This is a genomic window from Saccharothrix hoggarensis (assembly GCF_052936025.1).
On sequence record NZ_CP193624.1, the window covers coordinates 1,474,506 to 1,500,927 of the forward strand.

Annotated in this window: 30 protein-coding genes and 2 tRNA genes; 23 read left to right on the forward strand and 9 right to left on the reverse strand. The window is 72.0% G+C overall.

Annotation, left to right across the window (positions count from 1 at the left end; all coding sequences use genetic code 11):
• Positions 1 to 193 precede the first annotated feature (193 nt).
• On the forward strand, positions 194 to 1,507 hold the full coding sequence (locus tag ACRAKH_RS07190) for a NucA/NucB deoxyribonuclease domain-containing protein (RefSeq protein ID WP_380723489.1): 1,314 nt from the start codon (positions 194 to 196) through the stop codon (positions 1,505 to 1,507).
• A 64-nt stretch (positions 1,508 to 1,571) separates the two neighbouring features.
• Here ACRAKH_RS07190 and ACRAKH_RS07195 read toward each other — a convergent pair whose 3' ends face one another.
• Positions 1,572 to 2,027, reverse strand: coding sequence for a hypothetical protein (locus ACRAKH_RS07195; RefSeq protein WP_380723490.1), 456 nt, complete (start codon positions 2,025 to 2,027; stop codon positions 1,572 to 1,574).
• A gap of 51 nt (positions 2,028 to 2,078) precedes the next feature.
• Here ACRAKH_RS07195 and ACRAKH_RS07200 point away from each other — a divergent pair, with 51 nt between their 5' ends.
• The gene (locus tag ACRAKH_RS07200; RefSeq protein WP_447009696.1) at positions 2,079 to 2,909 is read left to right on the forward strand and encodes a hypothetical protein; all 831 of its coding nucleotides are present in this window, start codon (positions 2,079 to 2,081) and stop codon (positions 2,907 to 2,909) included.
• 85 nt (positions 2,910 to 2,994) lie between these two features.
• Complete coding sequence (locus tag ACRAKH_RS07205) at positions 2,995 to 3,231, forward strand: hypothetical protein (RefSeq protein WP_380723492.1); 237 nt, start codon at positions 2,995 to 2,997, stop codon at positions 3,229 to 3,231.
• A gap of 119 nt (positions 3,232 to 3,350) precedes the next feature.
• Here ACRAKH_RS07205 and ACRAKH_RS07210 read toward each other — a convergent pair whose 3' ends face one another.
• The gene (locus ACRAKH_RS07210) at positions 3,351 to 4,082 is read right to left on the reverse strand and encodes a Type 1 glutamine amidotransferase-like domain-containing protein (protein ID WP_380723493.1); all 732 of its coding nucleotides are present in this window, start codon (positions 4,080 to 4,082) and stop codon (positions 3,351 to 3,353) included.
• 53 nt (positions 4,083 to 4,135) lie between these two features.
• On the opposite strand from ACRAKH_RS07210, the gene ACRAKH_RS07215 reads away from it, so the two are divergent.
• Entirely contained in the window at positions 4,136 to 4,774 is a 639-nt protein-coding gene (locus ACRAKH_RS07215; RefSeq protein ID WP_380723494.1) for a YdcF family protein, read from the forward strand.
• A 7-nt stretch (positions 4,775 to 4,781) separates the two neighbouring features.
• Here ACRAKH_RS07215 and ACRAKH_RS07220 read toward each other — a convergent pair whose 3' ends face one another.
• Complete coding sequence (locus ACRAKH_RS07220) at positions 4,782 to 5,012, reverse strand: hypothetical protein (RefSeq protein ID WP_380723495.1); 231 nt, start codon at positions 5,010 to 5,012, stop codon at positions 4,782 to 4,784.
• Between the two features lie 366 nt (positions 5,013 to 5,378).
• Between ACRAKH_RS07220 and ACRAKH_RS07225 the strand changes: the two genes are divergently transcribed.
• From ACRAKH_RS07225 to ACRAKH_RS07250, 6 genes are all read left to right on the forward strand, one after another.
• Entirely contained in the window at positions 5,379 to 6,215 is an 837-nt protein-coding gene (locus ACRAKH_RS07225) for a methionyl-tRNA formyltransferase (protein ID WP_380723496.1), read from the forward strand.
• A 4-nt stretch (positions 6,216 to 6,219) separates the two neighbouring features.
• The gene (locus ACRAKH_RS07230; RefSeq protein WP_380723497.1) at positions 6,220 to 8,703 is read left to right on the forward strand and encodes an ATP-binding protein; all 2,484 of its coding nucleotides are present in this window, start codon (positions 6,220 to 6,222) and stop codon (positions 8,701 to 8,703) included.
• 30 nt (positions 8,704 to 8,733) lie between these two features.
• Entirely contained in the window at positions 8,734 to 10,053 is a 1,320-nt protein-coding gene (locus tag ACRAKH_RS07235; protein ID WP_380723498.1) for a deoxyguanosinetriphosphate triphosphohydrolase, read from the forward strand.
• Positions 10,054 to 10,073: 20 nt separating this feature from the next.
• Complete coding sequence (locus ACRAKH_RS07240; protein ID WP_380723499.1) at positions 10,074 to 10,337, forward strand: hypothetical protein; 264 nt, start codon at positions 10,074 to 10,076, stop codon at positions 10,335 to 10,337.
• Positions 10,316 to 11,362 carry a serpin family protein gene (locus ACRAKH_RS07245; protein WP_447009697.1) on the forward strand — a complete coding sequence of 349 codons (1,047 nt, stop codon included), beginning with the start codon at positions 10,316 to 10,318 and terminating at the stop codon, positions 11,360 to 11,362. The genes ACRAKH_RS07240 and ACRAKH_RS07245 overlap by 22 nt, the downstream gene beginning before the upstream one ends.
• A 90-nt stretch (positions 11,363 to 11,452) precedes the next feature.
• Positions 11,453 to 12,019: a carboxymuconolactone decarboxylase family protein gene (locus tag ACRAKH_RS07250; protein WP_380722215.1), complete on the forward strand. Its 567-nt coding sequence runs from the start codon at positions 11,453 to 11,455 to the stop codon at positions 12,017 to 12,019.
• A 9-nt stretch (positions 12,020 to 12,028) separates the two neighbouring features.
• Here ACRAKH_RS07250 and ACRAKH_RS07255 read toward each other — a convergent pair whose 3' ends face one another.
• Complete coding sequence (locus tag ACRAKH_RS07255; protein WP_380722213.1) at positions 12,029 to 12,949, reverse strand: sigma-70 family RNA polymerase sigma factor; 921 nt, start codon at positions 12,947 to 12,949, stop codon at positions 12,029 to 12,031.
• Between the two features lie 34 nt (positions 12,950 to 12,983).
• Between ACRAKH_RS07255 and dnaG the strand changes: the two genes are divergently transcribed.
• From dnaG to ACRAKH_RS07270, 3 genes are all read left to right on the forward strand, one after another.
• Entirely contained in the window at positions 12,984 to 14,879 is a 1,896-nt protein-coding gene (gene dnaG, locus ACRAKH_RS07260; RefSeq protein WP_447009698.1) for a DNA primase, read from the forward strand.
• Positions 14,879 to 15,382 (forward strand): hypothetical protein, encoded by a 504-nt coding sequence (locus ACRAKH_RS07265; RefSeq protein WP_380722209.1) that lies wholly within the window; start codon positions 14,879 to 14,881, stop codon positions 15,380 to 15,382. Before dnaG ends, ACRAKH_RS07265 begins: the two co-directional genes overlap by 1 nt.
• 95 nt (positions 15,383 to 15,477) lie before the next feature.
• Entirely contained in the window at positions 15,478 to 16,224 is a 747-nt protein-coding gene (locus ACRAKH_RS07270; protein WP_380722207.1) for a trans-aconitate 2-methyltransferase, read from the forward strand.
• A 96-nt stretch (positions 16,225 to 16,320) separates the two neighbouring features.
• Here the strand turns inward: ACRAKH_RS07270 and ACRAKH_RS07275 are convergent, their stop codons facing one another.
• Entirely contained in the window at positions 16,321 to 16,551 is a 231-nt protein-coding gene (locus ACRAKH_RS07275; RefSeq protein WP_380722205.1) for a hypothetical protein, read from the reverse strand.
• A 136-nt stretch (positions 16,552 to 16,687) separates the two neighbouring features.
• Here ACRAKH_RS07275 and ACRAKH_RS07280 point away from each other — a divergent pair.
• The 6 genes from ACRAKH_RS07280 to ACRAKH_RS07305 all read left to right on the forward strand — a co-directional run bounded on the left by ACRAKH_RS07280 (position 16,688) and on the right by ACRAKH_RS07305 (position 19,610).
• Positions 16,688 to 16,759 (forward strand) — tRNA-Asn (locus tag ACRAKH_RS07280).
• 127 nt (positions 16,760 to 16,886) lie between these two features.
• Entirely contained in the window at positions 16,887 to 17,816 is a 930-nt protein-coding gene (locus tag ACRAKH_RS07285) for an oxygenase MpaB family protein (RefSeq protein ID WP_447009699.1), read from the forward strand.
• Between the two features lie 85 nt (positions 17,817 to 17,901).
• Positions 17,902 to 17,976: transfer RNA gene (locus ACRAKH_RS07290), tRNA-Ile, on the forward strand.
• A gap of 166 nt (positions 17,977 to 18,142) precedes the next feature.
• Complete coding sequence (locus ACRAKH_RS07295; RefSeq protein WP_380722223.1) at positions 18,143 to 18,787, forward strand: YdcF family protein; 645 nt, start codon at positions 18,143 to 18,145, stop codon at positions 18,785 to 18,787.
• Between the two features lie 258 nt (positions 18,788 to 19,045).
• Entirely contained in the window at positions 19,046 to 19,276 is a 231-nt protein-coding gene (locus ACRAKH_RS07300; RefSeq protein ID WP_380722201.1) for a ribbon-helix-helix domain-containing protein, read from the forward strand.
• Positions 19,263 to 19,610 (forward strand): type II toxin-antitoxin system PemK/MazF family toxin, encoded by a 348-nt coding sequence (locus ACRAKH_RS07305; RefSeq protein ID WP_380722199.1) that lies wholly within the window; start codon positions 19,263 to 19,265, stop codon positions 19,608 to 19,610. Before ACRAKH_RS07300 ends, ACRAKH_RS07305 begins: the two co-directional genes overlap by 14 nt.
• Positions 19,611 to 19,799: 189 nt before the next feature.
• Here the strand turns inward: ACRAKH_RS07305 and ACRAKH_RS07310 are convergent, their stop codons facing one another.
• Positions 19,800 to 19,994, reverse strand: coding sequence for a ferredoxin (locus ACRAKH_RS07310; protein WP_380722197.1), 195 nt, complete (start codon positions 19,992 to 19,994; stop codon positions 19,800 to 19,802).
• On the reverse strand, positions 19,991 to 21,190 hold the full coding sequence (locus ACRAKH_RS07315; RefSeq protein WP_380722195.1) for a cytochrome P450: 1,200 nt from the start codon (positions 21,188 to 21,190) through the stop codon (positions 19,991 to 19,993). The genes ACRAKH_RS07310 and ACRAKH_RS07315 overlap by 4 nt, the downstream gene beginning before the upstream one ends.
• Before the next feature lie 187 nt (positions 21,191 to 21,377).
• On the opposite strand from ACRAKH_RS07315, the gene ACRAKH_RS07320 reads away from it, so the two are divergent.
• From ACRAKH_RS07320 to ACRAKH_RS07330, 3 genes are read left to right on the forward strand one after another with little or no spacing between them, the layout of a single operon-like run.
• A complete protein-coding gene (locus ACRAKH_RS07320) occupies positions 21,378 to 22,250 on the forward strand; it encodes an ABC transporter ATP-binding protein (protein WP_380722221.1) in 873 nt (290 codons plus the stop codon).
• Positions 22,247 to 23,098 carry an ABC transporter permease gene (locus ACRAKH_RS07325; RefSeq protein WP_380722193.1) on the forward strand — a complete coding sequence of 284 codons (852 nt, stop codon included), beginning with the start codon at positions 22,247 to 22,249 and terminating at the stop codon, positions 23,096 to 23,098. Before ACRAKH_RS07320 ends, ACRAKH_RS07325 begins: the two co-directional genes overlap by 4 nt.
• Complete coding sequence (locus ACRAKH_RS07330) at positions 23,095 to 23,334, forward strand: helix-turn-helix transcriptional regulator (protein WP_380722191.1); 240 nt, start codon at positions 23,095 to 23,097, stop codon at positions 23,332 to 23,334. The genes ACRAKH_RS07325 and ACRAKH_RS07330 overlap by 4 nt, the downstream gene beginning before the upstream one ends.
• A 45-nt stretch (positions 23,335 to 23,379) precedes the next feature.
• Here the strand turns inward: ACRAKH_RS07330 and ACRAKH_RS07335 are convergent, their stop codons facing one another.
• Positions 23,380 to 24,570, reverse strand: a complete 1,191-nt coding sequence (locus tag ACRAKH_RS07335) for a macrolide family glycosyltransferase (protein ID WP_380722189.1) — start codon at positions 24,568 to 24,570, stop codon at positions 23,380 to 23,382.
• Between the two features lie 88 nt (positions 24,571 to 24,658).
• On the reverse strand, positions 24,659 to 25,246 hold the full coding sequence (locus ACRAKH_RS07340; RefSeq protein WP_447009700.1) for a TetR/AcrR family transcriptional regulator: 588 nt from the start codon (positions 25,244 to 25,246) through the stop codon (positions 24,659 to 24,661).
• Positions 25,247 to 25,307: 61 nt separating this feature from the next.
• Here ACRAKH_RS07340 and ACRAKH_RS07345 point away from each other — a divergent pair, with 61 nt between their 5' ends.
• Complete coding sequence (locus tag ACRAKH_RS07345) at positions 25,308 to 26,414, forward strand: FAD-dependent monooxygenase (protein ID WP_380722185.1); 1,107 nt, start codon at positions 25,308 to 25,310, stop codon at positions 26,412 to 26,414.
• Positions 26,415 to 26,422 lie beyond the last annotated feature (8 nt).

A 26,422-nucleotide genomic window follows, 5' to 3' on the forward strand; every position in this document is an offset into this window, starting at 1 on the left:
GCGCTGGTAGCTTCGAGGCGTGCTGGGGAGGCACACATTCGGGGCGGGGGGTCCTGTGTAGTGTGGCGCGTTGTGCCGGGGGATTTTCTGTTCGCTGCCTCTCGGGCCGTTGTTACCACAACAACGAGGGCGAGCAATGACAGAACATTTCACGCGATCGACGCGCGGGATGCGCGTTCTGATCGCCGGTCTGATGACATGGGTAATGGTGGCGGGCGGTGTGCTGCCCGCGTCGGCGGACCCCGACGCCATTCCGCCGGACCTGTTGGCCGAGGGCACGGTGGTGTCGTCCGAATTGCGGTTCTTCCCCGCGGACGAGGTCGGGGCGACGGTCGACACGGGCGCCCGCGGCGGCCCGCGGCCCACGCTGGAGCAGCTGCGGCAGCGGGACCGCGACGCCACGGCCACCTACCGGTCGGACTACGGCCCGCCGCAGGTCACCGCGCAGGCCTGGTCACCGCCGCCGTTCGAGTACGACTACATCACCGCGCCCTATGAGTGCCACGAGCGCTCCGACATCGCGGGTTCGGCCGACGGCTGGATCAAGAACCACTACGCGTTCTGCCGCATCATGAAGGGGGAGAAGGTCGACCAGGTGTGCGTCCGGGGCATCTGCTTCCCCGTGACGTCGACCTTCCGCGTCACGATCCTGGGTTTCGGTTCCGAGCGCGACCGGGCCGTCCGGTTCGTCACGTTCGTGGACCAGATCGTGTCGAACACCCCGGAGCTCAAGCAGGCGACGTTCCTCAAGCTGGACCTGGAGTGCACGGCGCTGCTCAACGGCGACGAGTGCACGCCCGACCCGGCGTACCAGACGGAGGTGGAGAAGTCGCTGGCGGAGTGGGAGCGCGTGCCGGCCTACGCCACGCGCTTCACGTCGACGGCGCCCGCGCTGACGCCGGAGAACCCGAACCGGCTCGGCTATATGGACTTCTGGTCACGCGCCACGGCCAGGGTGGTGGGACTGGACGGCTCCAAGCCGCAGACCAAGGACAGCCCGCCGCAGACGGTCCGGTACGACACCGTCAACTACCTGAACCTCAACGGGAACAACGGCGCGATCTTCAGCCGGGTCAAGGCAGTCATCCACTTCCCGGTGAGCAGGCCGGAATTCGCCGCGATGACGGAATCCGCGGCCCACTACCGGCTCGCGATGCAGTCGCCCCACCTCACCATTCCGCGGATCGCGGGCAAGACGATTCCGGGCGCCGTGGACGGCGAGTCGCTCACCAGGTGGTACTTCAACAACACCAACCAGAACCGTGCCGAGGCGGTGAAGGCGTGCATCGCGGAATGGGGCGCCGGATACGCCGAGAACGGCCGGTACCAGTGCGACGAATACCCTTTCAACGCCACTCACCAAGGTGCGGCGAGGGGTGACGGGCGGTTCTCGGTGGCCCGCATCCCCGGGCCGGACAACGAGGCCGCCGGCAGGTGGCTGGGCGCCTGGTACTCCTACGACCGCATCCTCGACAGCGACGCGTTCCACGTCGACGCGACACCGTGACCGAGGGGGACGCGACACCGTGACCGAGGGCGGGACGGGCGGCCACACTCGCCCGTCCCGCCCTTCACCGAGGCCAGAACTGCATCACCCAGTGCTCCACCACGTCATCCGTGTACGGCATGGACCCCGCTTCGAGCGCGGCCTGCCGACCCCGGCAGCACACGCGCAGCCGGTACACGCCGGGAGCGCCCAGCCCCAGCGTCCGCTCCGACACCCCCGCCGTCACGGCGGCCAGCCGCAGCACGCCCGACGTCAGGGGAATCTCGTCCTCCCACACCGCGTCCCACGAACCCCCCGCCGGTTCCGGCGGGCCGTCCCACGACTCCAGCCGCACGCCGGCCCGGTGCATCGCCCCGCCGCTGCGGAAGATCGCGCCGTTCCTGCCGGTCAACATCGTCTCCGGCGACCCCAGGGCGGCCCACCCGGGTTCGCCCGGCTCCACCCGGTCGTCGTCGATGAGGCCGAACACGTTCCACTCGACGTCGGCGTAGTCGTCCAACGCCGCCAACAACTTCGCCATCCCCGTCCCCTTCCGCACCCGCGGCCCGTGACCTGTCCTATCGTGCCGTGGGTGAGTTTGCGCAGTGATCCCGAGCGGACCCGGTTACGCATCTCCGAGTTGGACCGGTACATGAGCGCCCAGGTGTTGGGCGAGAGCGGCTTCTGCTGCACCCGTGAGGCAGCATGTCGCGCGTCGGCGTTGCGGCGTCAGGGCACGTCGTTCTGGCGCGGCCAGCTGTCGCACGTCGGCCACCACTACGACGTCGTGGAGGACGGCCTGCCGTGGCGCGTGCTCCTGCTGGGCATGGAGACCGGCAGGGATCGTGAGCTCGTCACTTTGGCGGAACGGAGGTTGGAGCAGCAGCCGGTGATCGCAGGTGACCCGCGGAGCCGGAAGCCGCACATGAAGGGCACCGCGAGCGCGCTGAGACTGGCTTTCGGCCGCACGCCGGGCCCCGACCGGCATGGCGAGCTGCTCGACCTGGCCAACACCCCGCAGCCGGTGCACGTCATGGACGCCTACGCGCTGGTCAACGTCCGGCTGTGTTCGGCGGTGGCCACCGGTACCACTGCGTCACGGGGAACCGCGGTGATGACCGCGAACTGCCTGCCCCACCTCGCCGCGACGGTGCGGATCCTGGAACCGACGTTGTGCATCCTGCAAAGCCGTCCCTCTCGGGTCGGGATCGATCCGCTCGTAACACGTGCCCGGACTCTCGTGCCGAACCTCGAACACGTCCACCTGGCCGGTGTGCCTGTCTACCTGGCGTCGTTCGGTCATCCGCACCAGATGGGCCCACATTCGTCGCTGAACTGGGGTAGATCCTTCTCGACGCCGTACCTCGACGATGTAGTGGCACCGGCCATCCGCGCGGCGCGTGACTTGCGCGGCAACCACTGACCGAGGTCACCGCGTGTGCCGGAGAACGGCGGCGGGGGTCCTTCGCCTCTTGTCCGCTGTCGGCGGGAGGAGGAACCATTCGGCCATGACACGCTCTTCTTCGACGCCTTCGTTCCGGGAACTCCGGTCGAAGTTCCGCGACGGCAGACTCACTTGGGCGGACCTGACGCCGGATGAACGCGCGGCGCTGACCGAGGAGCAGCGAAGGGTGCTCCGCGACCTGGAGTCCGAAGTGCTGGAGCGGCCCGATCGAGACATGCACGGGTCCGAGTCGGTGCGGGCCTACCGCGGCGGGTTGCCGGAGGGCGGACGCAGGCGTTGACCTCCCGAACCTGAAGGCGCCACCGCCGCCCGCGCCACCGCCGCCGAGGTATCCAAGTCGGGTGCCTTGACGGCGGGTGGCGTGTCCGGGACAGAGCTCCGCGGGCCGACGCGGTCGTGTCACAGCCGCCTGACGTCGAGCGGGTCCTCCTGCACGGCGCCCGAAGACTCGTCCCGCCGCACGACGTACGCGCCGCCGCGTGCCCGCTCGGACACCGCCTCCACCAGTTCCGTGCCGAAGTAGACGAGGCCGGCGCCGTCGTCGGTGCAGTGGGTCACCGGCAGTTCGCCCGACGCGACCGCCGCGTGGATCGTCGGCCGACGCGCCTCCTCGGAGTCGTAGTGCACGCCGTTGCCGTACGGCAGGAAACCCAGGCCGTTGGTGACGACCCGCAGTTCCGGGCCGAACGAGTCCGTCGAGCCACCCGTGAACCAGCAGATCGAACCCGCGGACACCCCGCCGAGGACCACGCCGTCCTGCCACGCCTTCCGCAGCGCGGAACCCAGGTCGTGCGCCTGCCACACGGCGAGCAGGTTCACCACCGACCCGCCGCCCACCCACACCACGTCGTGCTCGCCGACCCAGCCGGCGAGGTCGGTCGTCGGCGGCATGGTGAACAGGTTCAGGTGCGACACCTCCCACCCGGCGAGCGCGCCCGCCTCGGACACGTCCGCGTTGAACCACCGCTGGTCGCCGTTCGCCGTGCCGACGTGGCACAGCCTCGGCTTGCGGCCGTGCACGCCGGACAGGTCGACGGCGTGGTGGACGAGGCGGTGGAACTCCAGGTTGGTGCGGTGGCCCGCGCGGAAACCACCGGAGGTCGCGACGATCGTCGGCTGGTCTGCTGCCATGACCGCGATCCTGGCAGCCCGCGCGGTGGCCTGGGTGTGGAATCATCCCCGGCGTGACGTTCCTGCCGAGACTCCGCAGGCTGGTGACCCGCGCCGTCCTGGGCGGGCTCGTGATCGGACTCCTCGTCGTCGGCGGCACCGCGTTCCGGGTGTGGCAGGTCGCCCGCGAGGACGACCGCACGCACGCCGACATGGCCGTCGTGCTCGGCGCGGCCCAGTACAACGGCGTGCCGTCCGAGGTGCTGGAGGCACGGCTGGAGCACGCGCGCCGGCTGTACGAGCAGGGCGTCGTCAACTACATCGCCACCACCGGCGGACGTCAGCCGGGTGACAACTTCACCGAGGGCGAGGCCGGCCGGATCTGGCTGGAGGCGCACGACGTGCCGTCCGACCGCATCCTCGAAGTCGGCGAGGGCACCGACACGCTCGGCAGCATCCGCGCGCTCGCCGCCGCCGCCCGCGAGAAGTCCCTGACCACCGCTGTGATCGTCAGCGACCCGTGGCACTCGCTGCGGGCCAGGACGATGGCGGAGGACGAGGGCCTGTCCGCGTGGACGTCGCCGACGCGCAGCGGTCCGAACGTGCAGACGCGCGCGACGCAGCTGTTCTACATCCGCCGCGAGACGGGCGCGTTGCTCTACTACCACCTGATGAAGGCGCCGGCGGGCGCGTTCGACGGCATCCTGCTCTGACCGGGGCTCAGGAAGCGCGCTGGTCCCGGCCGCGGTCGACGTAGCGCAGCGCGGCGCTCAACAGCACCTCCGGAGCCAGGCGCACCGCCGTCTCGCCCGGGACGACGGACACCAGCTCGTCCTTCGTCGCGGCGTCGACCTCCGGCCCCTGCACCACGAATTCGCCGCTCTCGGCGAGGTAGACCGTCGGGCAGCCGCTACCGCTGGCGGGATCTTTGTAGAGGATCTCAAGCTTCATCGGAACCCCCGAATTCCAGCCCGTGCGCGAATTTCCTCCGAGTTCTCGACTTTACCGAAGTCGGTCAGCCGGCGGCAATCTGTCCAAGGGGTTCGGCGGGGCCGCACAATTGCGGTGGCGTTGGGTCGATCGCGGCATCAGGTGTGCGCTGTGTGACCACGCCCGGGCGCAAGGGGGTGGTCGGCCGAGTCAGGCTTGGTCCTATTGGGTTCACCCCACGGGTTCCGGGTCGTCACTGCGCGTCCCGCGTCAGTGCGCGTCGCCCCACTGGTCGAGAGCCATCATAGGGCATCCCTATGGCAGTTCTGCTAACGTTGAATGCTGCGCTTCGACCTCCGCGGAATTGCGAATGCTATAGGGGTTTCCATGGCAAAGCTCCGGATCGCCTATGCCGGCCACGATTTCTTTTCCTCCTGCTTGGCGGCGTTGCTCCGGCGCGCCGACGTGGACGTGGTGCTGTGCCTGACCAGTCCGCCGGGACACCCGACCGGCAACGTGCTGGGACTCGCGCACCGCGCCCGGGTGCCGGTGGTGCAGGGACGCCCGACGGAGGCGGTCGTGGCGACGTTCAACAGCCTCGGCGTCGACCTCCTGGTGTCGGCCGCCTACCTGTACCGGATACCCGTGCAAAGACTCGCGGCGAGGTGGGCGGTGAACGTCCACCCGTCGTTGCTGCCCGCGGGCCGCGGGCCGAATCCGCTGCCCTATCTCGTGGACGACCGCCGTGACGCGTGCGGAATAACGCTGCACGAGATGTCGCCCGAATTCGACGCGGGCGACGTCCTCTTACAGGAACCGGTGGAGCTGTCCGAACGCGACGGTTTCGACGAACTCTTCCTCAGGCTCTTCGCCGCCGCACCGAGGCTGCTCGACCGGTTGCTCGATGACGTGGAGAAGTACTTTTCGGAGAAACGGCCCCAGGGGTCCGGTTCCTATTGGCCGGAGCACACCCCGGAACAACGTTTACTGGTGGCGGACCGGGCGCGCGTCGGTGACGCGGTGGCCCTGCACGCGAAATTCGGCGCGGTCGGCGTGCTGGTCCAATTGGCCGACGAGCGGCGGGTGAACACCGACCGCGTCACGGCGGTCGAGTGCGCGCACGACTACACGCCCGGCACGGTGGTGGCCCGACTGGTCAACGGGTGGGTCGTCGCGCTGGTCAACGGCCTGATGCGGATCGACTCGCCCCAGCCGGCGGTCTGACCCCGTGGCGAGCCACGAGCGGGCCGACGAACCGCACGACGGCCGGCAGGACGAGCCGCAGGACGACCGCGCCGGGGACGAGCGCCGGGCCGGGGACGAGCGCCGGGCGGACGTGGACGGCGACACGCGCTCGCGCCTGTCCGGTGGCGCGAGCAACGTCGTCCAAGCGCGGGACGTCAGCGGCGGCGTGCACTTCCACCGGGGGCGGTCGGCGGGCGGACCGGTCCCCAAGCAGCTCCCCGCCGACGTGCGGGTGTTCGTGAACCGGTCGGCCGCGCTCGACTGGATGGACATGGCGATGGTGGGCGGCGGCCCCGCGTGCGTTCTCGTCGGCACGGCCGGGGTGGGCAAGACGTCCTTGGCGATCCGGTGGGCGCACCGGGTGAAGGACAAGTTCCCCGACGGCCAGCTGTACGTGAACCTGCGCGGCTACGACCCGGACGTCCCGGTGACCCCCGACCAGGCCCTGGAACGGTTCCTCCGCGCGCTCGACGTGCCACCGGGCGCCATCCCGCGCGACCTGGACGCGCGCGCCGCCCTCTACCGCTCGCTGCTCGCCGAACGGCGGGTGCTCGTCGTGCTGGACAACGCGTTCGGCACCAGCCAGGTCCGGCCGCTGCTGCCGGGCACGGAGACGTGCCTCACCGTCGTCACGAGCCGCAACAGCCTCTCCGGCCTGGTCGCGCGGGAAGGCGCCCGCCGGCTCGTGCTGGACGTGCTGACGGAGGCCGAGGCCATCACCCTCCTGCGGGCCACGATCAACGGCTACCGCAGCGAGGTCGACCCGGACGACGTCGCCGAGCTGGCCAACCTGTGCGCCCGGCTGCCGATCGCCCTGCGCATCGCGGGCGAGCGCGCGTCGAGCCGCCCGCGCACGCCGCTCGGCGACCTGATCAGGGACCTGCGTGACGAGTCGGTGCTGTGGAGCCTCCTGTCGTCCGACGACGACGAGGAGGCCGGCGCGGTGCGGGCGGTGTTCACGTGGTCGTACCGGGCGCTGTCGGTCGACGTCGCCCGCTTCTTCCGCCTGCTGGGGCTGCACCCCGGCCCCGACTTCGGTTCCGCGTCGGCGGCGGCGCTCGCCGGCGTGCCGCCGGGCCGGGCCCGGCACCTGCTCGACGTGCTCGTGGGAGTGCACATGCTCGAACAGAGCGGTCGCGACCGCTACCAGTTCCACGACCTCCTGCGGGCCTACGCGTCCGACCAGGTGCAGCTGGAGGAACCCCCGGAGGGGCAACGGGCGGCGCTGCGCCGCGTGCTCGCGTGGTACCTGCACAGCGCGAACGCCGCGATGGCCGCGAGCATGTACGCCACCACGAGGTTCGCGTTGGCGGAGCCGCCCGAGGGCGTGCACCCGCCGCCCGACTTCGCGGGCCACGAGGCGGCCGTCGACTGGTACGAGTCCGAGCGCGCCAACCTGGTGGCGGCCGTGCTCACCGCCGCCAACGCCGGTTTCCACGACATCGCGTGGCAGCTGCCCGAGGTCCTGCGGGGGCTGTTCGAGTACCGGCACCCGTTCGACGACTGGTTCACCACCGTGCGGGTGGGGCTGGAGGCGGCACGGCGCGTCGGCGACCGGGCGGCCGAGGCGGCGATGCTCACCAGCCTGGGCCGCGCGTACACCCAGCACCAGGAGCTCCGGCTCGCCCTCGCCCGCTACGACGAGGCGCTGCCGATCCTGCGGGAGCTGGGCGACCGGGTCGCCGAGATCGACGCGCTCAACGGCGCCGGCATGGTCCGCCTCCGGTTGCGCGAGCTGTCCACCGCCGAGTCGCTCTTCACCGCGTCCCGCGCGCTCGCCGAGGAGCTGTCCGAGGCCCGTTCCGGCGCGTTCGCCGCGCACCTGCTCGGCATCGCCTGCGCCGAGCTGGGCAAGCCCGACGAGGCGCGCCGCCACCTGGAGCTCGCCGTGGCCGAGGTGCGCCGGCTCGGGAACGAGGCGATGGAGATCGACGCGCTGGTGGACCTCAGCGGAGTCCTGCGCGGACTGGGCTGGCTCGCCGACGCGGAGGACGCCGCGCGCCGCGCCCTGCGGATCGCCACCGGCTCCGGCGACCGCGTCATCGCCGCGCTGTCGCTCGTGGAACTGGGCCGCACGCGGATCGCCGCCGGGCACCCCGAAGAGGCGCTGGAGCTGTTGCAGCAGGCCGCGATCCTGCAACGCGCGCTGGGGAACCGGGGCCGGGAGGCCCGCGCGCTGGACCACACGGGGGAGGCGTACCAGCGGCTCGGCCGGCCCGAGGACGCCACGGCGTTCCACTCGCGGGCGATCGCGATCCACCGGGACGTCGACGAGCCGTGGTGGCTCGCCCACGCGCTGGACAACCTGGCGCGCGCCGTGCAGGCCACCGGCGCGGCCGAGGACGCGGTGCGGCACTGGCAGGAGGCCGCGGCGATCCTCGACGGGTTCCCGGACGCGCCGGACCGGGAGCGAGCGGCGGCGATTCGTCGGATGGCGGCACGGGCGGGCGGCGCCGCCGGCGGGTAGCGGTGGCCCGCTCGCCCTTACGCTGGGTGGATGAGTCAGCGCTACACCGGTCCGGGCCACACCGGCTCGGGCCACACCGGTTCTGGCTACACCGAGCACGATTCCGCGCGGCTGCTCCCCGAGGAGCCCAAGGGAGCGGTGCTGCCCGGCGCCCGCACCGAGCGGCGCACGCCGTTCTCGCGGGACCGGGCGCGGGTGCTGCACTCGGCTGCCCTGCGCCGGCTCGCGGGCAAGACCCAGGTCGTCGGGCCCGGCGAGGGCGCCGAGGTCACCGGCGTGCCGCGGACCCGGCTGACCCACTCGCTGGAGGTCGCCCAGATCGGCCGCGGCATCGGCGAGGAGCTCGGGTGCGACCCGGACGTCGTCGACACGGCCGGCCTCGCGCACGACATCGGGCACCCGCCGTTCGGGCACAACGGGGAACGCGCGCTGGACGAGCTGGCCGGGCCGTGCGGCGGCTTCGAGGGCAACGCCCAGACGTTGCGCATCCTGACCCGGCTCGAACCCAAGACCGCCCAGGGCCTCAACCTCACCCGCGCGTGCCTCGACGCCGCCACCAAGTACCCGTGGACCCGCCGGCCGGGGATGGCGAAGTTCGGCGCCTACGACGACGACCTCGACGTGTTCACGTGGCTGCGGGAAGGCGCGCCGGATCGCAAGCGCTGCCTGGAGGCGCAGGTGATGGACTGGGCCGACGACGTCGCCTACTCCGTGCACGACGTGGAGGACGGCGTCCTCGCCCACCGGATCAGCCTGTCCGCGCTCGGCGACCCGGTGGAGCGCGCCGCCATCGCGGGCCTGGCCGCCAAGCACTTCTCCGACGAGCCGGTCTCCACGCTCGAAGCCACCGCCGCGGAGCTGCTGGCCCTGCCGGTCATCGCGGAACTGGCCGAGTACGACGGGTCGCTGCGCGCGCAGGTGGCGTTGAAGCGCCTCACGAGCGAGCTGGTCGGCCGGTTCGCGTCGGCCGCCGTCGGGGCCACCCGCGAGGTGCACGGCGACGGCCCGCTGAGCCGCTACCAGGCCGACCTGGTCGTCCCGCCGCAGGTCGCGGCCGAGGTGGCGCTGCTGAAGGCGGTGGCGGTGCGGTACGTGATGAGCGACCCGTCACGGCTCGCGATGCAGGCCGTGCAGCGGGAGCTGGTCGCCGAACTCGTCCACCTGCTGCTGGCCGGCGCGCCGCACACGCTGGACCCGGCGTTCCGGCCCGCCTGGGCCGCCGCGGGCAACGACGCCGAGCGGCTGCGCGTCGTCGTGGACCAGGTCGCCTCGCTGACCGACGCGCAGGCCGTCGCGTGGCGGAGGGCCCTGGCGGACCGCGGCGCCCCGGCCGACCCCGGGACCGCGTGACCGGTGGCACACTCGACGTCATGGCCGATGACTCCAGCCGACCTCCGGGTCGCCGGTGGCCGTGGCGCCGACCGAGCCGTGACCCGGTGCACGTCGCCCGCGAGTTGCCGTACGACGGTCCCGACGACCCGCCCGGCGGCGGTTCCGCCGGGGTGCGCGAACCCCGCCACCCCCGACCGCCCGGCCCGGTGAGCGGCGCGGGCGAACGCCCCATCCCGGACGAGTCCGACCCCGACGAGTCCGCCACGGTCGAGGAGACCCAGTGCCTGATCGAGCGCACCTGACGTTCGCCCTCACCCTGCACGACGCCGTCGCGCCCGACCGCGCGAGCAACGCCTGCTGGTCGCCGTACTCGGTGGCGAGCGCGCTCGGCATGGCCGCGCAGGCCGCGAGGGGCGAGACGGAGGCGGAGCTGGTCGCGCTGCTCGGCACGGACCACGCCAAGGTGCTCAAGGGCGCGGTGGTCGGCGACGACGCGGAGTTCGCCGTCGCCAACACGCTCTGGGCGTGGGAAGGGCTGCCGGTCAACGACGGCTTCCTCACCGACCTCGCGGGCTGGCCGGGCGCGAAGGTCCGCTCCGCGCCGTTCGCCGCGGACCCGGAGGGCGCGCGCAAGCTCATCAACGCCGACGTCGCCGAGACCACGCACCAGCTGATCCCCGAGCTGCTCGCGCCCGGTCACATCACGTCCGACACCGTCGCGACGCTGGTCAACGCGCTGTACCTGAAGGCGGCGTGGACCGCGGAGTTCCCCGAGCACGACACCGCCGACCTGCCGTTCCGCGGCGCGGGGACGGTGCCGACCATGCGCCGCGAGGGCACGGTGCGGTACGGCCGGGCCGCCGGCTGGCAGGCCGTGGCGGTGCCCGCGCGCGGCGGCGTCGAGGCGGTCGTGCTGCTGCCCGACGACGAGCTGGGCGGCACGGAAGGCGTCCCCGAGGCGCTGGGCGCGCTGGACCGGGAGCGGGTCGAGCTGTTCCTGCCGAAGCTGGACCTGTCCGTGAACGTGACGCTCGGCTCGGCGCTGCGGCAGGTGGGCGTGCGCGCGATCTTCACCGACGCGGCCGACCTCACCGGCCTGAGCCCCGACCCGCGGCTGTACGTGGACGAGGTGGTGCACGAGGCCGTGCTGCGGCTGGACGAGCAGGGCTTCGAGGGCGCGGCGGCGACCGCCGTGGTGATGCGCATGACGTCGTTCGTCCCGGACGAGCCCGCCCGCACGGTCCGCGTCGACCGGCCCTACCTGCTGCTCGTGCGGCACGTCGACACCGGCGCGATCTTCTTCCTGGCCCAGGTCGCGAAGCCGTAGCCGCGACCGCGACCGCAACCGCGGCTGAGGCCGTCACGTTCCCGGCCCCCTCCTCGTCCACCGGGTGAAGACCCGAAACGAGGAGGGGACATGCCGAGGATCCCGGTCGTCACGACCAAGCAGGCCAACCCGCTGGTGCGGCTCGCCTACCGGTTCGCCAAGCGGCGGTTCGGCGCGGTGCCCGAGCCGTTCACCGTGTCCGCCCACCACACGAAGCTGTTCGTCGCCGGCGCCCGGCACGAGCTGGCCGTGGAGAAGGCGGCGAAGACGCTGCCCGTGTCGTTGCGGGAGCTGGTGGTCTACCTCACCGCGGTGAAGCTGGGCTGCTCGTGGTGCGTGGACTTCGGCACCATGCTCATCAAGCACGAGGGGCTCGACGTCGACCGGCTCAAGGAGATCCACGACTACCGGACCTCCGACAAGTACACCGAGCTGGAGAAGCTGGCCCTCGCCTACGCCGACGCGATGACCGAGACGCCCACCGCGGTCACCGACGAGCAGGTCGCCGAGCTGGACCGGAGGCTCGGGCACCAGGGGCTGGTCGAGCTGACCTACCTGATCGCGCTGGAGAACCAGCGCGGCCGGTTCAACTCGGCGTTCGGGATCACCGACCAGGGGTTCACGTCGGGCGACGCGTGCCGCCTGCCGATGCCCTGAACACCGGTGTCACCCGTGGTCCGGGAACGGCACGTGGCCGAGCTTGTCGGGGTTGGCGAAGTCGTACATGGCCGCGACCGCGCCGTCCCGGACCACGAACGTGGACACCCGCCGGGTCAGGTCGCCCTGGTCCGGCAGCACCAGGCCCAGGTCGCCGTTGACCAGCGTGATGGCGCCCGACGGCATGCCCCCGTACTTGCGCAGCAGGCCGAGCGCGAACCGGGCCACCTTCTCCCGGCCGCTGACCACGTTGATCGCCGTCCGCGCCTTGCCGCCGGCGTCGCCGACCAGCACCACGTCCGGGTGCAGCACGCCGATCACCGCGTCCACGTCACCGGAGGCCAGCGCCCGCACGAACCGCTCCAGCACCTCGCGCTGCTCCTCCAGCGCCACCCGCGGCGGCGGCTCGGCGACGGCCGCCGCGCGACGGCCCCGTGACGCGTGCTGGCGCGCCGTGGCGACCGTGCAGCCCAACGCCTCGGCGATCTCCGCGAACGGCAGGTCGAACGCGTCGTGCAGCACGAACGCCACCCGCTGCTCGGGCGTGAGCCGGTCCAGCACGACCAGTGCCGCCATCCGCACGCCGTCGTCGCGCACCACGGCGTGCAACGGGTCGTCCTCGTCGGACGTGACCAGCGGCTCGGGCAGCCACTGCCCGACGTACCGCTCCCGCCGCACCGCCGCCGACCGCAGCCGGTCCAGGCAGATCCGCCCCACCACCGTGGTCAGCCAGCCGCGCAGGTCGCGGATGCCCGCGCGCGCCTCGTCGGTCAGCCCGGCGAGCCGCAGCCACGCCTCCTGCACCGCGTCCTCGGCGTCCGCGACGCTGCCGGTAAGCCGGTAGGCGACGCCGATCAGGTGCGAGCGGTGGCCGGTGAAGGCCGAGACCAACGTCGGCCCGGCTGCCAGGGTCTCCTCGCCTGCGGTCACGAGCACCAGTCTGCCAGCACTAGACTCGGTCGCTGTGGCAGGACGCATCAGGGAGAGCGACGTCGCACTGGTGCGTGACCGGAGCCGGATCGACGAAGTCGTGGGCGACCACGTCTCCCTGCGGGGAGCCGGTTCCGGCGCGCTGAAGGGCCTGTGCCCGTTCCACGACGAGAAGTCGCCGTCGTTCAACGTCCGCCCCTCGCACGGCACGTTCCACTGCTTCGGCTGCGGCGAGGGCGGCGACGTCATCGCGTTCGTGATGAAGATCGAGCACCTCGGGTTCGTGGAGGCCGTCGAGCGGCTCGCCGACCGGGCCGGCATCCAGCTGACCTACGAGGGCGGCGGCGCGACCGTCCAGCGCGACCGGGGCACCCGCAGCCGGCTCATCGAGGCGCACCGCGTCGCCGCCGAGTTCTACGCCGAGCAGCTCGCGACGCCCGAGGCGCTGGCCGCGCGCGAGTTCCTGGCGCAACGCGGGTTCGACGAGGCCGCGGCCCGCCAGTTCGGCTGCGGGTTCGCCCCCGCCGGCTGGGACAAGCTCACCAAGCACCTCCTGGGGCGGGGGTTCGAGCTGACCGAGCTGATCAAGGCCCAGCTGACCAAGGAGGGCAGGCAGGGGCCGATCGACCGGTTCCACCGCCGCCTGCTCTGGCCGATCCGCGACATGGGCGGCGAGGTCGTCGGCTTCGGCGCGCGCCGGATCTTCGACGACGACCAGATCCAGGCCAAGTACCTCAACACCAGCGAGAGTCCGATCTACAAGAAGTCCCAGGTGCTGTTCGGGCTGGACCTGGCCAAGCGGGAGATCGCCAAGCGCCGGCAGGCCGTCGTGGTCGAGGGCTACACCGACGTGATGGCGATGCACCTCGCCGGCGTGCCCACGGCGGTCGCGTCCTGCGGCACGGCGTTCGGCGCCGACCACATGAACGTGCTGCGCCGCCTGCTGATCGACGACTCGGTCAGCGGCGAGGTGATCTTCACGTTCGACGGCGACGCGGCCGGGCAGAAGGCGGCGCTGAAGGCGTTCGAGGGCGAGCAGCAGTTCTCCGCGCAGACGTACATCGCGATCGCGCCGGACGGCATGGACCCGTGCGAGCTGCGCCAGGCCAAGGGGGACGTGGCGGTGCGCGACCTGGTGGCCCGCCGCACGCCGCTGTTCGAGTTCGCCATCAAGACCCGGTTGAAGGACTACGACCTGGACTCGGTGGACGGCCGGGTCGAGGCGCTGAAGACGATGGTGCCGTTCGTGGCGCAGATCAAGGACCGGGCCAAGCGCGACGGCTACGCGACCCGGCTCGCGTGGTGGGTCGGCTGGGAGGACGAGTCGGCCGTCGTGCGGCGGGTGCGGGAGACGGCCAACGGCCGCGGCCCGGCTCCCGCGCGCCGCGCGGCCCCCGTCGACCCGAACCAGGGCGCGCTGGCCGTGGACGTCGCCGGCCCGCCGCGCCCCGACCCGCGCGACCCGGCGCTGTGGGCGCAGCGGGAGGCGTTGAAGGCCGCACTGCAGCTGCCGGAGATGGCCGGCCCGTACTACGACTCGCTGCCCGACGAGGCGTTCACGCACCCCGCGTACCTGGCGTTGCACCAGGCGATCCGGGAGGCGGGCGGCGCGTCCTCGGGGCTGTCCGGTCCCGCGTTCCTGGACGCCGTGTCGCAGGCGTGCCGGCAGCAGGCCGTGCGGTCGGTGCTGACCGAGCTGTCCGTGGAGGCCCTGCGGGTCAAGGCGGACGACGAGTACCGGTACGTGCAGAGCGTGCTGGCGCGGTTGCAGCAGATCCTGGTGTCCGGTCAGATCACGGAGATCAAGTCGCGGTTGCGGCGGGTGTCGCCGGTGGAGGAGCCCGACGAGTACCGGGCCCTGTTCGGCGACCTGATCGCGCTGGAGGACTACCACAAGGCGTTGGGCCAACAAGCGGCGGGCGGGCTGTGATGAGGCTGTTCCGGAGGGTGTTCGGGTCGGGTGCGCCGGAGGGCTTCACCGGGACGCTGGACGCCGACGAGCACGTGCTGGCGTCGGCCGCGGTGGGGTCGGAGTGGCTGGTCGCGACGACGTTCGGGCTGTGGCTGCCCGGTCCTCGGCGCGTCGGCTGGCACCTGATCAGCAAGGCGACGTGGAGCGGGAACGCCCTGGCGGTGATCGAGGCGGTCGAGGACGGCACGGCCGGTCAGGCCGTGGTGCTGCGCGACCTGCCGCCGCAGCGGTTCCCGCTCGCCGCGCCCGGCAAGGTGCCCGAGGTCGTGCACGAGCGCGTGACCGGGTCCATCAAGTCGCGGCACCGCAGCGAGACGGCCTCGGCGTGGTTCATCCAGCGCAAGGTGGCCGGTCAGGACGGGGTCGTGCTGCAGGTGCGGCCGGACCCGGGCAGCGACGTCGAGAGCGTGCGCGAGATCGCGGCCTCGGTGGCGGACAAGATCGCTCAGCTGCGCGGCTAGGACGCGTGGCGTCGGCTGGGACGCCTGGCGCGGCCGGCGCGGCGTCGTGCGCGTACGGTAAGCAGTACGTCCGTACTGGTTAACCGGGGGTGCGCATGTGGGATCCGGGCGAGTACCTGGCGTTCGCCGACCACCGGTCGCGGCCGTTCCACGAGCTGGTCGCCCGCGTGGGCGCCACCGCGCCGCGCCGCGTGGTCGACCTCGGCTGCGGGCCGGGGAACCTGACCTCGACGTTGGCCGAGCGGTGGCCGTCGGCCGAGGTGGAGGCGCTGGACTCGTCCCCGGAGATGGTGGCGGCGGCGCGGGCGCGCGGGCTCGACGCGCGGGTCGGCGACGTGACGTCGTGGGAGCCCGCGCCGGACACCGACGTCGTCGTCACCAACGCGGTGCTGCAGTGGGTGCCGGGGCACGACGACCTGCTCCGGAAGTGGGTGCGGTCCCTGCCGTCCGGCGCGTGGCTGGCGGTGCAGGTGCCGGGGAACTTCGCCGGGCCGTCGCACTCGCTGGTGCGGTCCCTGGTGGACACGTCGTGGCCCGCCCTGCGCGGGTTGCTGCGCTCATCGCCGGTGCTGGAACCGGAGGGCTACGCCGCCGTGCTCGACGGCTGCGCGGTGGACGCGTGGGAGACCACCTACCTCCAGCGGCTGGAGGGGGAGGACGCCGTGCTGGAGTGGATCAGCGGGACGGCGCTGCGGCCCGTCCGGGCGGCGCTGGACGACGCGGGGTGGGCCGAGTTCCGGGCCCGGCTGGCGCCGCTGCTGCGCGAGGCGTACCCGCGGCGGTCGGACGGCACGACGTGGTTCCCGTTCCGGCGCGTCTTCGCCGTGGCGCGGGTGCCGTGAGGTGGCCGCGGCGCGAAGTGCCGTGACCTCCCCGGTGGGTTCCGGGTCGGTCACGGCACTTCACCGCTTCGTCCGCTACGTCCGCTCCGTCCCGCGCTAGTTCGCGCGCGGGATGACCGTCTCGCGCCGGTGGCCGTTGGCGTTCGGCTGGTGCCGCCCGAACCCGGTCTTCTCGCCGACCTTGGCGCGGACGATGCCCGCCGTGCCCTGGACCGCCGGGTGGTCGGCCAGGGAGCGGTAGGCGCGCACGATCTGGTCATAGCGCTGGCGTCCGGCGCGCGCCCCTAGGACGTAGCCGACGGCGGCGCCGAGCAGGATGCCCTTCATGAGGTGTCCTCTCCTCCGATCGTGCCTGGTCACGACCCTTCCTACCGCATGGGCAGGGGGGTGTGCGCGAGCACTGTTGCGGATGCGCTAGAGTTACGTCCTGTCGGGCCGCGAGGCCCGGCCTACAACAGAACATTCCCCCTTAGCTCAATGGCAGAGCATTCGACTGTTAATCGAAGGGTTACTGGTTCGAATCCAGTAGGGGGAGCGCGATGGCAGCCCCAGGTCACTCGACCTGGGGTTTCGTCGTCTCATGGGGCGGGGGTACCCACGAGTGGCCGATTGTCACCCGGCAGAGGGCACTTTCTTCGGCCGCGCTCGGGCAGGCTGGGCACATGGCCGACCGCTCGCGCGACCTCCCCGCCGCCCGCCCGGGTCCACCGCCGGACGCCGTTTCGGGTTCCGTTCGGGGTTCACGCCGGGGTGACCGCTTCGCGAACCGGCGCCGCATCACGTCCCTGGACCCGGAACGCGACCACGTGGAGATCCTGCGCATCTCGTCCGGGTACGAGTTCCCGTGGGACTACGTGCGGGCGCTGGAGTTCGCGCTGTTCCGGACGTACTGCGTGCCGTCGATCTCGGCGTTGCTGGCGAAGACGGGCGAGTTCGAGCGCAGGCCGCAGAAGCGGTACGACGACACCGCGTTGCTGATGGCCGAGCTGGTCGAGCACGGCTACGACTCGCCGCGGGGCCGGGAGGCGCTGCGCGTGGTGAACCGGCTGCACGGGCGGTACGACATCTCGAACGACGACATGCGGTACGTGCTGTCGACGTTCATCTTCGACCCGATCGAGTGGATCTCCCGGTACGGCTGGCGGCCGTTGACGGACCACGAGCGCCTGGCGGCGTTCCACTTCTACTCGGCCGTGGGTGCGCGCATGGGGATCAAGGACATCCCGGCCACCTACAGCGGCTACCGGGCGTTCAAGCGGCAGTACGAGGCCGAGCACTTCACGTACAGCGACACGAACCGGGCGATCGGCACGTACACCCTCGACCTGTTCTGCTCCTGGTACCCGGCGCCCCGCGCCCTCACCGCCCGTGCCGTCCTGTCGATGCTCGACGCCCCCATGCTCGCCGCGTTCGGCTTCCCACCCCAACCGCTCTGGCTCACCCGCACGGCCCACACCGCCCTCCGCCTCAGGGCCAACGTCGTCCGCCTCCTCCCACCCCGCCGCGAACCACGCCTGACGAACGACCCGAAGAACCGCACGTACCCCGGCTACCCGTCCGGCTACCGGCCAGCCGACCTCGGAGCCCCGTAGCCGCCAGTGCACAGCTTGGTCACGCCGTACCGGGTTGTGGAGACGCGGCGGAGCCAGATCTGTACCCTCCAGAACCGCACGTCAGGGGGCGGTAGCTCAGCCGGTCAGAGCAGCGGACTCATAATCCGTCAGGTCGTGGGTTCGAACCCCACCCGCCCCACCGCTTCACCTGCGGAAACGTTGCATACGAGATCGGGTGGAGATCATTGTCCATGCTGTTGTCCACGAACCGTGGGTGATCGTGGGGACATGGCCGCTCACGAACAGGCCGACCGGCTGAAAGCACGAAGAGCCAGGTTCAAGTGGGCCTACCGCCTTTCACCGTGATCCCGGACGAGCACCGCGCCGACGTCGTGACGTTGTGGGAGTACCACGACATGAGGCACCAGGTGCGGCCCGCCGACATCGCGATCGGTCTCGGCAGCCACGACATCGGCGTAGCCGTCCGAGCCGTGGAGCTGTACAAGGCAGGCGTCGTTCCGCGGCTCCTCTTCACCGGCGCGAACGCCCCCACGACCGTCAAGCGATTCCCGCGCGGAGAAGCCGTCCACTACCGCGAACACGCCCTGGAGCACGGCGTGCCGGACGACGCGATCCTGATCGAGACCGAGGCGGCGAACACGGCGGAGAACTTCACCCTCAGTCGCAAGGTGTTGCAGAACAACGGCATCCAGGTGTTCTCGGCAGTGCTGATTTCCCGGCCGTACCAGCAGCGCCGCGCCTACGCCACGTGCAGGAAGCTTTGGCCCGAGCTGGACGTCGTCTGCACGTCCCACCGGCCACCGATCGACGACTACGTGACCGAGATCGGCGATGCCGAGTTCGTCATCAGCATGCTGGTCGGCGACACCCAACGGATCAGCGCGTTCGCCGAGGCCGGCTACGCCATCCCCCAAGAAGTGCCCACCAAGGTTCACGCCGCCTATGAGCGCCTCGTCGCAGCGGGCTACACCAGCCGACTCATTCGCTGACTCCTATTTTATTGATCCTGAAATGTGCTTTCGGTTTTGCTTCACCGGCTGGTCTTCCACGTCGTGCTGCCCGTGCCCGGCACCCGCGCTGGAGCCGTACGTGCTGTACGGGCGTTCGTGGCGGACGCGCCGCCGGCGCTGGTGATGTGGGGTGTGTCCCGGTGGTGCGGACGGCCGGCGGCGGTTGGCGTCCTGCGGCTCGGCGGAGCGGGCTGGCGGAGGTGGCTACCGGGTAATACCGGAGGTAGCATCGACGGTATGAAAATCAGTGTGAGCCTCCCCGAGGAGGACGTAGAGTTCGTTGATCGCTACCTGAGGCAACATCGCAGCGCCTCGCGGTCGTCGGTCATCCACCAGGCGATCACGCTGTTGCGCGAGGCGGGTCTGGAGAGCGCCTACGCGAGCGCGTGGGAAGAGTGGGAAGCCGAGGGAGAAGCCGACATGTGGGACGTGACCGCGCCTGACGGTGTCCTCGATGCGGCGAGGTGACATCTACTGGGTGGACCTGGAGCCGGCGCAGGGCGCCGAGGCCAACAAGATCCGCCCGGCCGTGGTCGTGAGCAACGACGCGGCGAACCGGGCCGCCGGACGGGGCGGCCGGGGTGTGGTGACGATCGTGCCCATCACCTCGAACACCGCGAGGGTGTACCCGTTCCAAGTGCTCCTGCCCGCCAAGGACTGCGGGCTCGGCGCGGACTCGAAGGCGCAGGCCGAGCAGGTGCGCACGGTCGCCGCGGCCAGGCTCCGCGCCCGGATCGGCGGCCTCCCGCCCGCCGTGCTGAAGCAGCTGGACGAGGCACTGCGCGTGCACCTCTCGCTCTGAGCCGTTCGGCGTTCGCGCAGGTTCGACGGCGCGGTTCGCTAGGACTCCGCGGACCTGCTGGGGCAGCCTGACCGGCCGGGCCGCGCGGCGAACTTCCAGACGCAGCCGGGACCGAACGCCGGGACCGAACACCGCTGAGACCGAACGCCGCCGGGACCGCCCGCGGACGGACGGTCCCGGCAGCCCGGGTCACTCCAGCACGCGGATGGCGCCGGCCGGGCACAGGTGCGCCGCTTCGCGCGCCGCCTCCTCGTGCCCCGCCGGCGGCGACGGCCGCAACAGCACGACCGTCCCGTCCACCTGGTCCTGGTCGAACACCGCCGGGTCGGTCAACGCGCACATCCCCGACCCCGCGCACCGCTCCGGGTCGACCTCGATCCTCACGAGAACTCCACCGGCAGCTCGTGGACCCCGTAGATCGCCATGTCGTCCCGCAGCCGCACCTCCTCGACGGGCACGGCGAGCCGCAGGTCCGGGAACTCCCGGAACAGCGCGGTGAACCCGACCCTCATCTCGATCCTCGCCAACTGCTGCCCGAGGCACTGGTGCACGCCGTGGCCGAACGCGATGTGCCCCGACGCGGGCCGCCGGATGTCGAACTCGTCCGGCCGCTCGAACCGGTCCGGGTCGCGGTTGGCGGCCGCGACGGAGATCGACACCGACTCGCCCGCCCGGACCAGCTCGCCGCCGACCTCGACGTCCTCCAGCGCCGTGCGGATCGTGCCGAACTGGACGATCGACAGGTACCGCATCAGCTCCTCGACGGCGTTGTCCGCCAACGACGGGTCGGCCCGCAGCGCCGCCAGCTGCTCGGGGTGCCGCAGCAGGACCAACGTGCCGATGCCGAGCATGTTCGCCGTCGTCTCGTGGCCCGCGATGAGGAGGAGCAGCCCCATGTTGGCGACTTCCTCGTCGGTCAGCTCACCGGTGGCGATCAGCCCGGACAGCATGTCGTCGCCGGGCGTGACGTGCTTCTGCCGCGCGAGCCGGAGCACGAACTCCTCCAGCCGCTCGAACGCCGCCATGATCTCGTCGAACGTGGAGTCCAGGCTCAACACCTTGGCGGTGTCCTGCTGGAACGTCTCACGCTCCTCGTACGGCACCCCCAGCAGCTCGCAGATCACCAGCGACGGCACCGGCAGCGCGAAGTTCGCCACCAGGTCCACCGGCGAGCCGGCGGCCCGCATCGCGGCCAGGTGGTCGGCCACGATCTGCTCGATCCTCGGCATCAGCTCGTTCATCCGCCGGACGGTGAACTGCCCGGTGAGCAGCTTCCGGTACCGGGTGTGGTCGGGCGCGTCCATCGAGATGAACATGCCCGGCTTGGCCGGCGGGCGTCGTGACACCGGCTCGCCGGCGACCCGGCGCGGCGAGTGCTGCAACTCGGCCCGGCTGCTGAAGCGCCGGTCCGCGTGCACCTCGCGAGCCAGCGCGTAGCTGGTCACGAGCCACCCCAGGTGCCCGTCGGGGAACCTCATCCGGCTGATCGGCGCCGTCTCGCGGAGCAACCCCAACTCCGCGGGCGGGTCGAACGCCGTGCTGCGCTTCGTCGGCAGCTCGGAGTACAGCGTTTCGGTCATCTCGCACACCTCCCAGTGCGTAAAGGGACCTACTTCGCAACGTACAGAAGTTTCACGAAGCCGTGAAGTAAATATCCCGTATGGGCGCGGTAGTAGTACGACCCATAGCAGGTGTGCTACAAACTGCCTGAGAACTTTGACGAGGGGGAGGTGAGGGTCCTTGGTCATCGAGGTGCGCGATCTGCGGATGCGCTACGGCACGACGGACGTGCTGCACGGGGTCGACTTCACCGCGGGCCCGGGTGAGGTGGTGGCCCTGCTCGGGCCCAACGGCGCGGGCAAGACGACCACGATCGAGATCCTGGAGGGCTTCCGGCTGCCCTCCGACGGCCACGTCCGCGTGCTCGGGCAGGACCCGGCGCGTGGTGACGAGGCGTGGCGCGCCAGGCTCGGCGTGGTGCTGCAGTCGTGGCGCGACCACGGCCGCTGGAAGGTGCGCGAGCTGCTGCACCACCTCGGCCGCTACTACGCGCCGTACCGCACGCCCGGCAAGTCGCGCCCGTTCGACACCGACGAGCTGGTCGAGACCGTCGGCCTGACCGAGCACGCGACCAAGAAGATCAGCAGCCTGTCGGGCGGCCAGCGGCGCCGGCTGGACGTGGCGATCGGCATCGTCGGCAAGCCCGACCTGCTGTTCCTCGACGAGCCGACCGCCGGGTTCGACCCGCACGCGCGCCGGGACTTCCACGACCTGGTGCACCGGCTGTCCGACCTGGAGGGCATGACGATCCTGCTCACCACGCACGACCTGGCCGAGGCGGAGAAGCTGGCCGACCGCATCCTGGTGCTCGCGGGCGGCCGGATCATCGCCGACGGCAGCCCCGACCAGCTCAGCCGCCAGGTCGCCGGCAAGTCCGAGGTCCGCTGGACGCACGGCGGCCTGCGCCACGTGCACACGGCGGAGGACGCGACGGAGTTCGTGCGCGACCTGTTCCGCCAGCACACGTCGGGCATCACCGAGCTCGAGGTGCGCCGCAGCACGTTGGAGGACACGTACATGGCCCTCGTGCACCGGCACGAGAGCGGACGGGCGACCGAGGAGGAGGTGGCGGTGCTGTGAACGCCACGACGCACGCCATCCGGCTGGGCGCGGAGCGCGGGCTGCGCGAGTTCCGCCACTCCTTGGGCAGCTCCGACCAGTGGTACAACGTGTTCGTCGCGGTCGGTTTCCTGACCGTGCTGTGGTTCCAGCGCGATGCGGCGGTCGACGGGTCCACCGTCACGCTCGCCGCGCTCACCCTGCCGAGCATGGTCGCCATGAGCGTCGTGTTCGGCAGCCTGGTCGGACCGGCGGGCCAGCTCGCGATCAACCGCGAGGACGGCACGCTGCTGCGCGCCAAGGCGGTGCCCCACGGCATGGTCGGCTACCTGGTCGGCCGCACCGTGGAGACCGCGCTGGGCAACCTGCTGAGCCTGCTGATCGTGCTGGTGCCGGGCCTGTTCCTGGTGAACGTGCTGGCGCACGCGGGCGTGGCCGGTCTCCTCGCCCTGCTCGCGGTGCTGGCGCTGGGCATGGCGGCGATGCTGCCGTGGGGCGCGGTGGCCGGGTCGGTCACCAAGAGCCCGTCCGGCGCGATGGGCCTGTCGATGCTGCCGATGATGGGCCTCGCGGCGATCTCGGGCGTCTTCTACCCGATCACCGCGCTGCCGGGGTGGCTCCAGGGCGTGGCGCAGGTGTTCCCGCTGTACTGGACGGCTCACGGCGCCAGGGCGGTGCTGCTGCCCGACTCGGCGGCGGTCGCCGAGCTGGGCGGGTCGTGGCGCGTGCTGGAGATGGTCGGCGTGCTCGGGGTGTGGGCGGTGGTCGGGTTCCTGGTAGCGCCTACGATCCTGCGGCGGATGGCTCGCCGGGAGTCCGGAGCGGAGATGGAGCAACGCCGACAGGCGGCGTTGCAGAGGGTGAGATGAGCGAAAGCGTCTACAACCGGATCGCGATGCTGCGCGCGGAACGGGGTGTGTCACGCCGGCAGCTGTCCGAGGCGTTGGGCATCCACTACCAGACCGTGGGCTACCTGGAGCGCGGCGAGTACAGCCCGAGCCTCTACCTCGCGCTGCGCATCGCGCAGTACTTCGAGGTGCCGGTGGAGGTCGTGTTCTCGACCGACCCGTTCCCGCGCCTGGGCAGCGAGGAGCGATCCGCGTAGGCGCGAGCGGGGGCGGCACCGTGACGGCGCCGCCCCCGGTCACCGTCAGGCGAGCATCGACTCGATCACGTCGGCCGCGGCGGGCGTGCCTCCCGCGGCCCGGATCTCGGCCTTGATCGCGGCGAGCCGTTCGGCCACGTCCGGGTCGTCGGCCAGTTCCAGCACGGCGGCGCGCAGCCCCTCGGCGGTGACCTCGTCGCGCGGGACGTGCCGGCCGACGCCGAGTTCCACCAGGCGCAGGGCGTTCATGACCTGCTCGCCGATCACGGGCAGGCCGATCATCGGCACGCCGTGGTACAGCCCCTCCATCGTGCCGCCCATGCCGCAGTGCGTGATGAACGCCTTGGCGTGCGACAGGATCTCCAGCTGCGGCAACCACCGGTGCAGCTCGGTGTTCGCGGGCGGCTCGCCCAGCTCGGCCGGGTCGACGACCTTGCCGATGTTCATCACCACGTGCCAGTCGAGGTCGCCGAACGCCTCGAAGCACGCGCGGTAGATCCCCGGCTCGTTCGTGTAGGCCGAGCCGAACGAGATCAGCAGCACCGGCCGGTCGTCCACCGGCTCCCAGGAGCCCTGGAACGACCGGTCGCCGAGGCACGGTCCCACGAACGTGTACTTCGGGTGCACGGACTCGGCGTGCGGCTGGAACGCCCGCGCGATGCTCACCACCGCGCGGTCCGGGTGGCCGACGTAGGTCCGGGCCGGGATGGTCACGCCCTCGGCGGCCAGCCACTCGTCCAGCTCGGCGTAGAACGCCCGCACCTCGTCGTCGATCAGGTCGCCCATGTCCTCCTCCCAGCCCTCGTACGCGACGAAGGTGGGGGAGAACTGGATCGCGGGCACGCCCCAGCGGCCGGCCAGCAGGCGCGCGGTCCACGCGCCGATGTCGTACACGACGACGTCCGGCCGGTCGTCCGCGTACGCGGCCTCCAGCACCGGCAGCACCGACTTGGCCTCGGCGAGGAACAGGCGCATGGCCGCCGCCATGCCGGTGGGCCACTCGCGGTCGTCGGTGGGCAGCGTGGTCGGGTAGGCGACCGCGGTCGCGCCGACCCGCTCCACGACGTCCGCGAAACCGGGGTCGACCGCGTAGGTGACCCGGTGGCCGCGCTCCACCAGCTCGGTGACGACGGGCAGCGTCGGGTTGACGTGGCCGTGGCCGGGGATGTTGAGGAAAGCGATGTGGGACAAGGTGATCTCCGCCTGGTTCAAGGGATGGCTCGAAGACCCCGTCACGCGTGGCGTGGGGGTGGACGGCTGCCCGAACTCAGAGGTAGAGGACCTGGAAACCCACCATGCGATCAACGATAGCGCCGGCCGCCACTCATGTCCCGAGCACGCCGCGCAGCGCCGCCCGCACCGCCGCCGCCAGCTCGGCCCGGCTCTCCGGGGTGCCGGGGGTGGCCGCGCCCAGGGCTCCCGCGCCGACGAGCCGGTCGAACAGCAGCCCGTCCACGAACGCCACCAGCTCCCGGCCGCGCCGCTCCGGGTCGTCCGCGCCGAGCGCCGCCAGCACCGCCGTCGCCTGGGCCCGCGGGCGCGCGCCGTGGGCCAGGACGCCGCGCAGCTCGGGGTGGTGGGTGGCCTCCAGCAGGCACGCGTAGCGGGCGAGGGTGCGCTCCCGGGCGGTGGTCATCCACCGGTCCAGCACGTGGGCGATGGCCTCGGCGAGCTGGTCCGGGTCGAGCGGGAGGCCGACGCCCGCCTCGTCCACCTCCGCGCCGTCCAGCTCGGCGAGCCGCCGCACGACCCCCTCCACCAGGGCCTTGCGGGTGCGGAAGTACGCCGACGTCGAGCCGGCCGGCACGCCCGCCTCGGCGTCCACCGCGCGGTGGGTCAGCCCGCGCATGCCCCGCGTGGCCACGATGTGGATCGCCGCGTCGGCCAGCGCGGCCCTGCGCCCGGTAGTCACGCCGGCACCTCCTTCTACACCTGTAGAGTAGCGTTCTCTACAGGTGTAGAAGGAGCTGGGGATGAAAGCGGTGGTGGTGGGCGGCGGGCTCGGCGGCCTCACGGCGGCGATCGCGTTGCGGCTGGTCGGCTGGGACGTCGTGGTGCTCGAACGCGCCCCGGAGTTCGGCGAGGTCGGCGCGGGCGTCGGCGTGATGCCGAACGCGATGCGCGCGCTGGCCGCGCTCGGGCTGGAGGGCGAGGTGCGCCGGATCGGCACGCCCCGCGTCGCGGGCGGCGTCCGCGACCGGAAGGGGCGGCCGCTGACGTACGTCGACGCCGCGCGGCTGGACCACCTGGTGGCCGTGCACCGGGCCGACCTGCACCGCGTGCTGCGGTCGGCGCTGCCGGAGGCGTGCCTGGTCACCGACACCGACGTGCGGTCGGTCGACGACCTGGACGCGGACCTCGTGGTGGCGGCGGACGGCATCCGCAGCCGGATCAGGCAGGCGTTGTTCCCGACGATGCCCCAGCCGGTGTACGTGGGCACGACGGCGTGGCGGAGCGTGACGGAGGCCCGGTTCCCGGCGGACCTGGAGATCGGCCAGACGCTCGGGCCGGGCTCGGAGTTCGGCGTGCTGCCGCTGGGCGACGGCCGGGTGTGCTGGTTCGCCGCCACCGTCGCGCCGGAGGGCGGCCGCTCGGACGACGAGCTGGGGGAGGTGCGGCGGCTCGTCGACGGCTGGCACCACCCGATCGCGGAGGTGCTGGACGCGACGCCGCCGGGGACCGTGCTCCGGCACGACGTCCACGAGCTGGCCGCGCCGCTGCCGACGTTCGTCCGCGGACGGGTGGCGCTGCTGGGCGACGCCGCGCACGCCATGACGCCGTACCTGGGACAAGGCGCGTGCATGGCCTTCGAGGACGCCGTGGTGCTCGCCGCCGCGTGCGCCCGTGCGGGCCGGGACGTGCCCGGCGCGCTCGCCGAGTACGACCGGCAACGCCGCCCGCGCACGCAGTCGGTCGCCAGGGCGTCGCGGATGATGGGTCGGGTCGGGCACCGGCTCCGCAACCCCGTCGCGGTGGCGCTGCGGGACGCGGCCATGCGCGCCGTGCCGTCGCGCGTCGGCCTCCGGGCGATGGATCGGTTCCTGGGTTGGGTGCCGCCTGACCTATCACCCGATAGGTGACATATGCC

Bases quoted from the DNA above. Each gene is read 5' to 3' on its own strand.
- ACRAKH_RS07190 (WP_380723489.1), top strand. From the start codon at position 194: ATGACATGGGTAATGGTGGCGGGCGGTGTGCTGCCCGCGTCGGCGGAC.
- ACRAKH_RS07195 (WP_380723490.1), bottom strand. From the start codon at position 2,027: ATGGCGAAGTTGTTGGCGGCGTTGGACGACTACGCCGACGTCGAGTGG.
- ACRAKH_RS07205 (WP_380723492.1), top strand. From the start codon at position 2,995: ATGACACGCTCTTCTTCGACGCCTTCGTTCCGGGAACTCCGGTCGAAG.
- ACRAKH_RS07210 (WP_380723493.1), bottom strand. From the start codon at position 4,082: ATGGCAGCAGACCAGCCGACGATCGTCGCGACCTCCGGTGGTTTCCGC.
- ACRAKH_RS07220 (WP_380723495.1), bottom strand. From the start codon at position 5,012: ATGAAGCTTGAGATCCTCTACAAAGATCCCGCCAGCGGTAGCGGCTGC.
- ACRAKH_RS07225 (WP_380723496.1), top strand. From the start codon at position 5,379: ATGGCAAAGCTCCGGATCGCCTATGCCGGCCACGATTTCTTTTCCTCC.
- ACRAKH_RS07235 (WP_380723498.1), top strand. From the start codon at position 8,734: ATGAGTCAGCGCTACACCGGTCCGGGCCACACCGGCTCGGGCCACACC.
- ACRAKH_RS07240 (WP_380723499.1), top strand. From the start codon at position 10,074: ATGGCCGATGACTCCAGCCGACCTCCGGGTCGCCGGTGGCCGTGGCGC.
- ACRAKH_RS07250 (WP_380722215.1), top strand. From the start codon at position 11,453: ATGCCGAGGATCCCGGTCGTCACGACCAAGCAGGCCAACCCGCTGGTG.
- ACRAKH_RS07265 (WP_380722209.1), top strand. From the start codon at position 14,879: ATGAGGCTGTTCCGGAGGGTGTTCGGGTCGGGTGCGCCGGAGGGCTTC.
- ACRAKH_RS07270 (WP_380722207.1), top strand. From the start codon at position 15,478: ATGTGGGATCCGGGCGAGTACCTGGCGTTCGCCGACCACCGGTCGCGG.
- ACRAKH_RS07275 (WP_380722205.1), bottom strand. From the start codon at position 16,551: ATGAAGGGCATCCTGCTCGGCGCCGCCGTCGGCTACGTCCTAGGGGCG.
- ACRAKH_RS07285 (WP_447009699.1), top strand. From the start codon at position 16,887: ATGGCCGACCGCTCGCGCGACCTCCCCGCCGCCCGCCCGGGTCCACCG.
- ACRAKH_RS07300 (WP_380722201.1), top strand. From the start codon at position 19,046: ATGAAAATCAGTGTGAGCCTCCCCGAGGAGGACGTAGAGTTCGTTGAT.
- ACRAKH_RS07305 (WP_380722199.1), top strand. From the start codon at position 19,263: ATGCGGCGAGGTGACATCTACTGGGTGGACCTGGAGCCGGCGCAGGGC.
- ACRAKH_RS07315 (WP_380722195.1), bottom strand. From the start codon at position 21,190: ATGACCGAAACGCTGTACTCCGAGCTGCCGACGAAGCGCAGCACGGCG.
- ACRAKH_RS07320 (WP_380722221.1), top strand. From the start codon at position 21,378: ATGCGCTACGGCACGACGGACGTGCTGCACGGGGTCGACTTCACCGCG.
- ACRAKH_RS07330 (WP_380722191.1), top strand. From the start codon at position 23,095: ATGAGCGAAAGCGTCTACAACCGGATCGCGATGCTGCGCGCGGAACGG.
- ACRAKH_RS07345 (WP_380722185.1), top strand. From the start codon at position 25,308: ATGAAAGCGGTGGTGGTGGGCGGCGGGCTCGGCGGCCTCACGGCGGCG.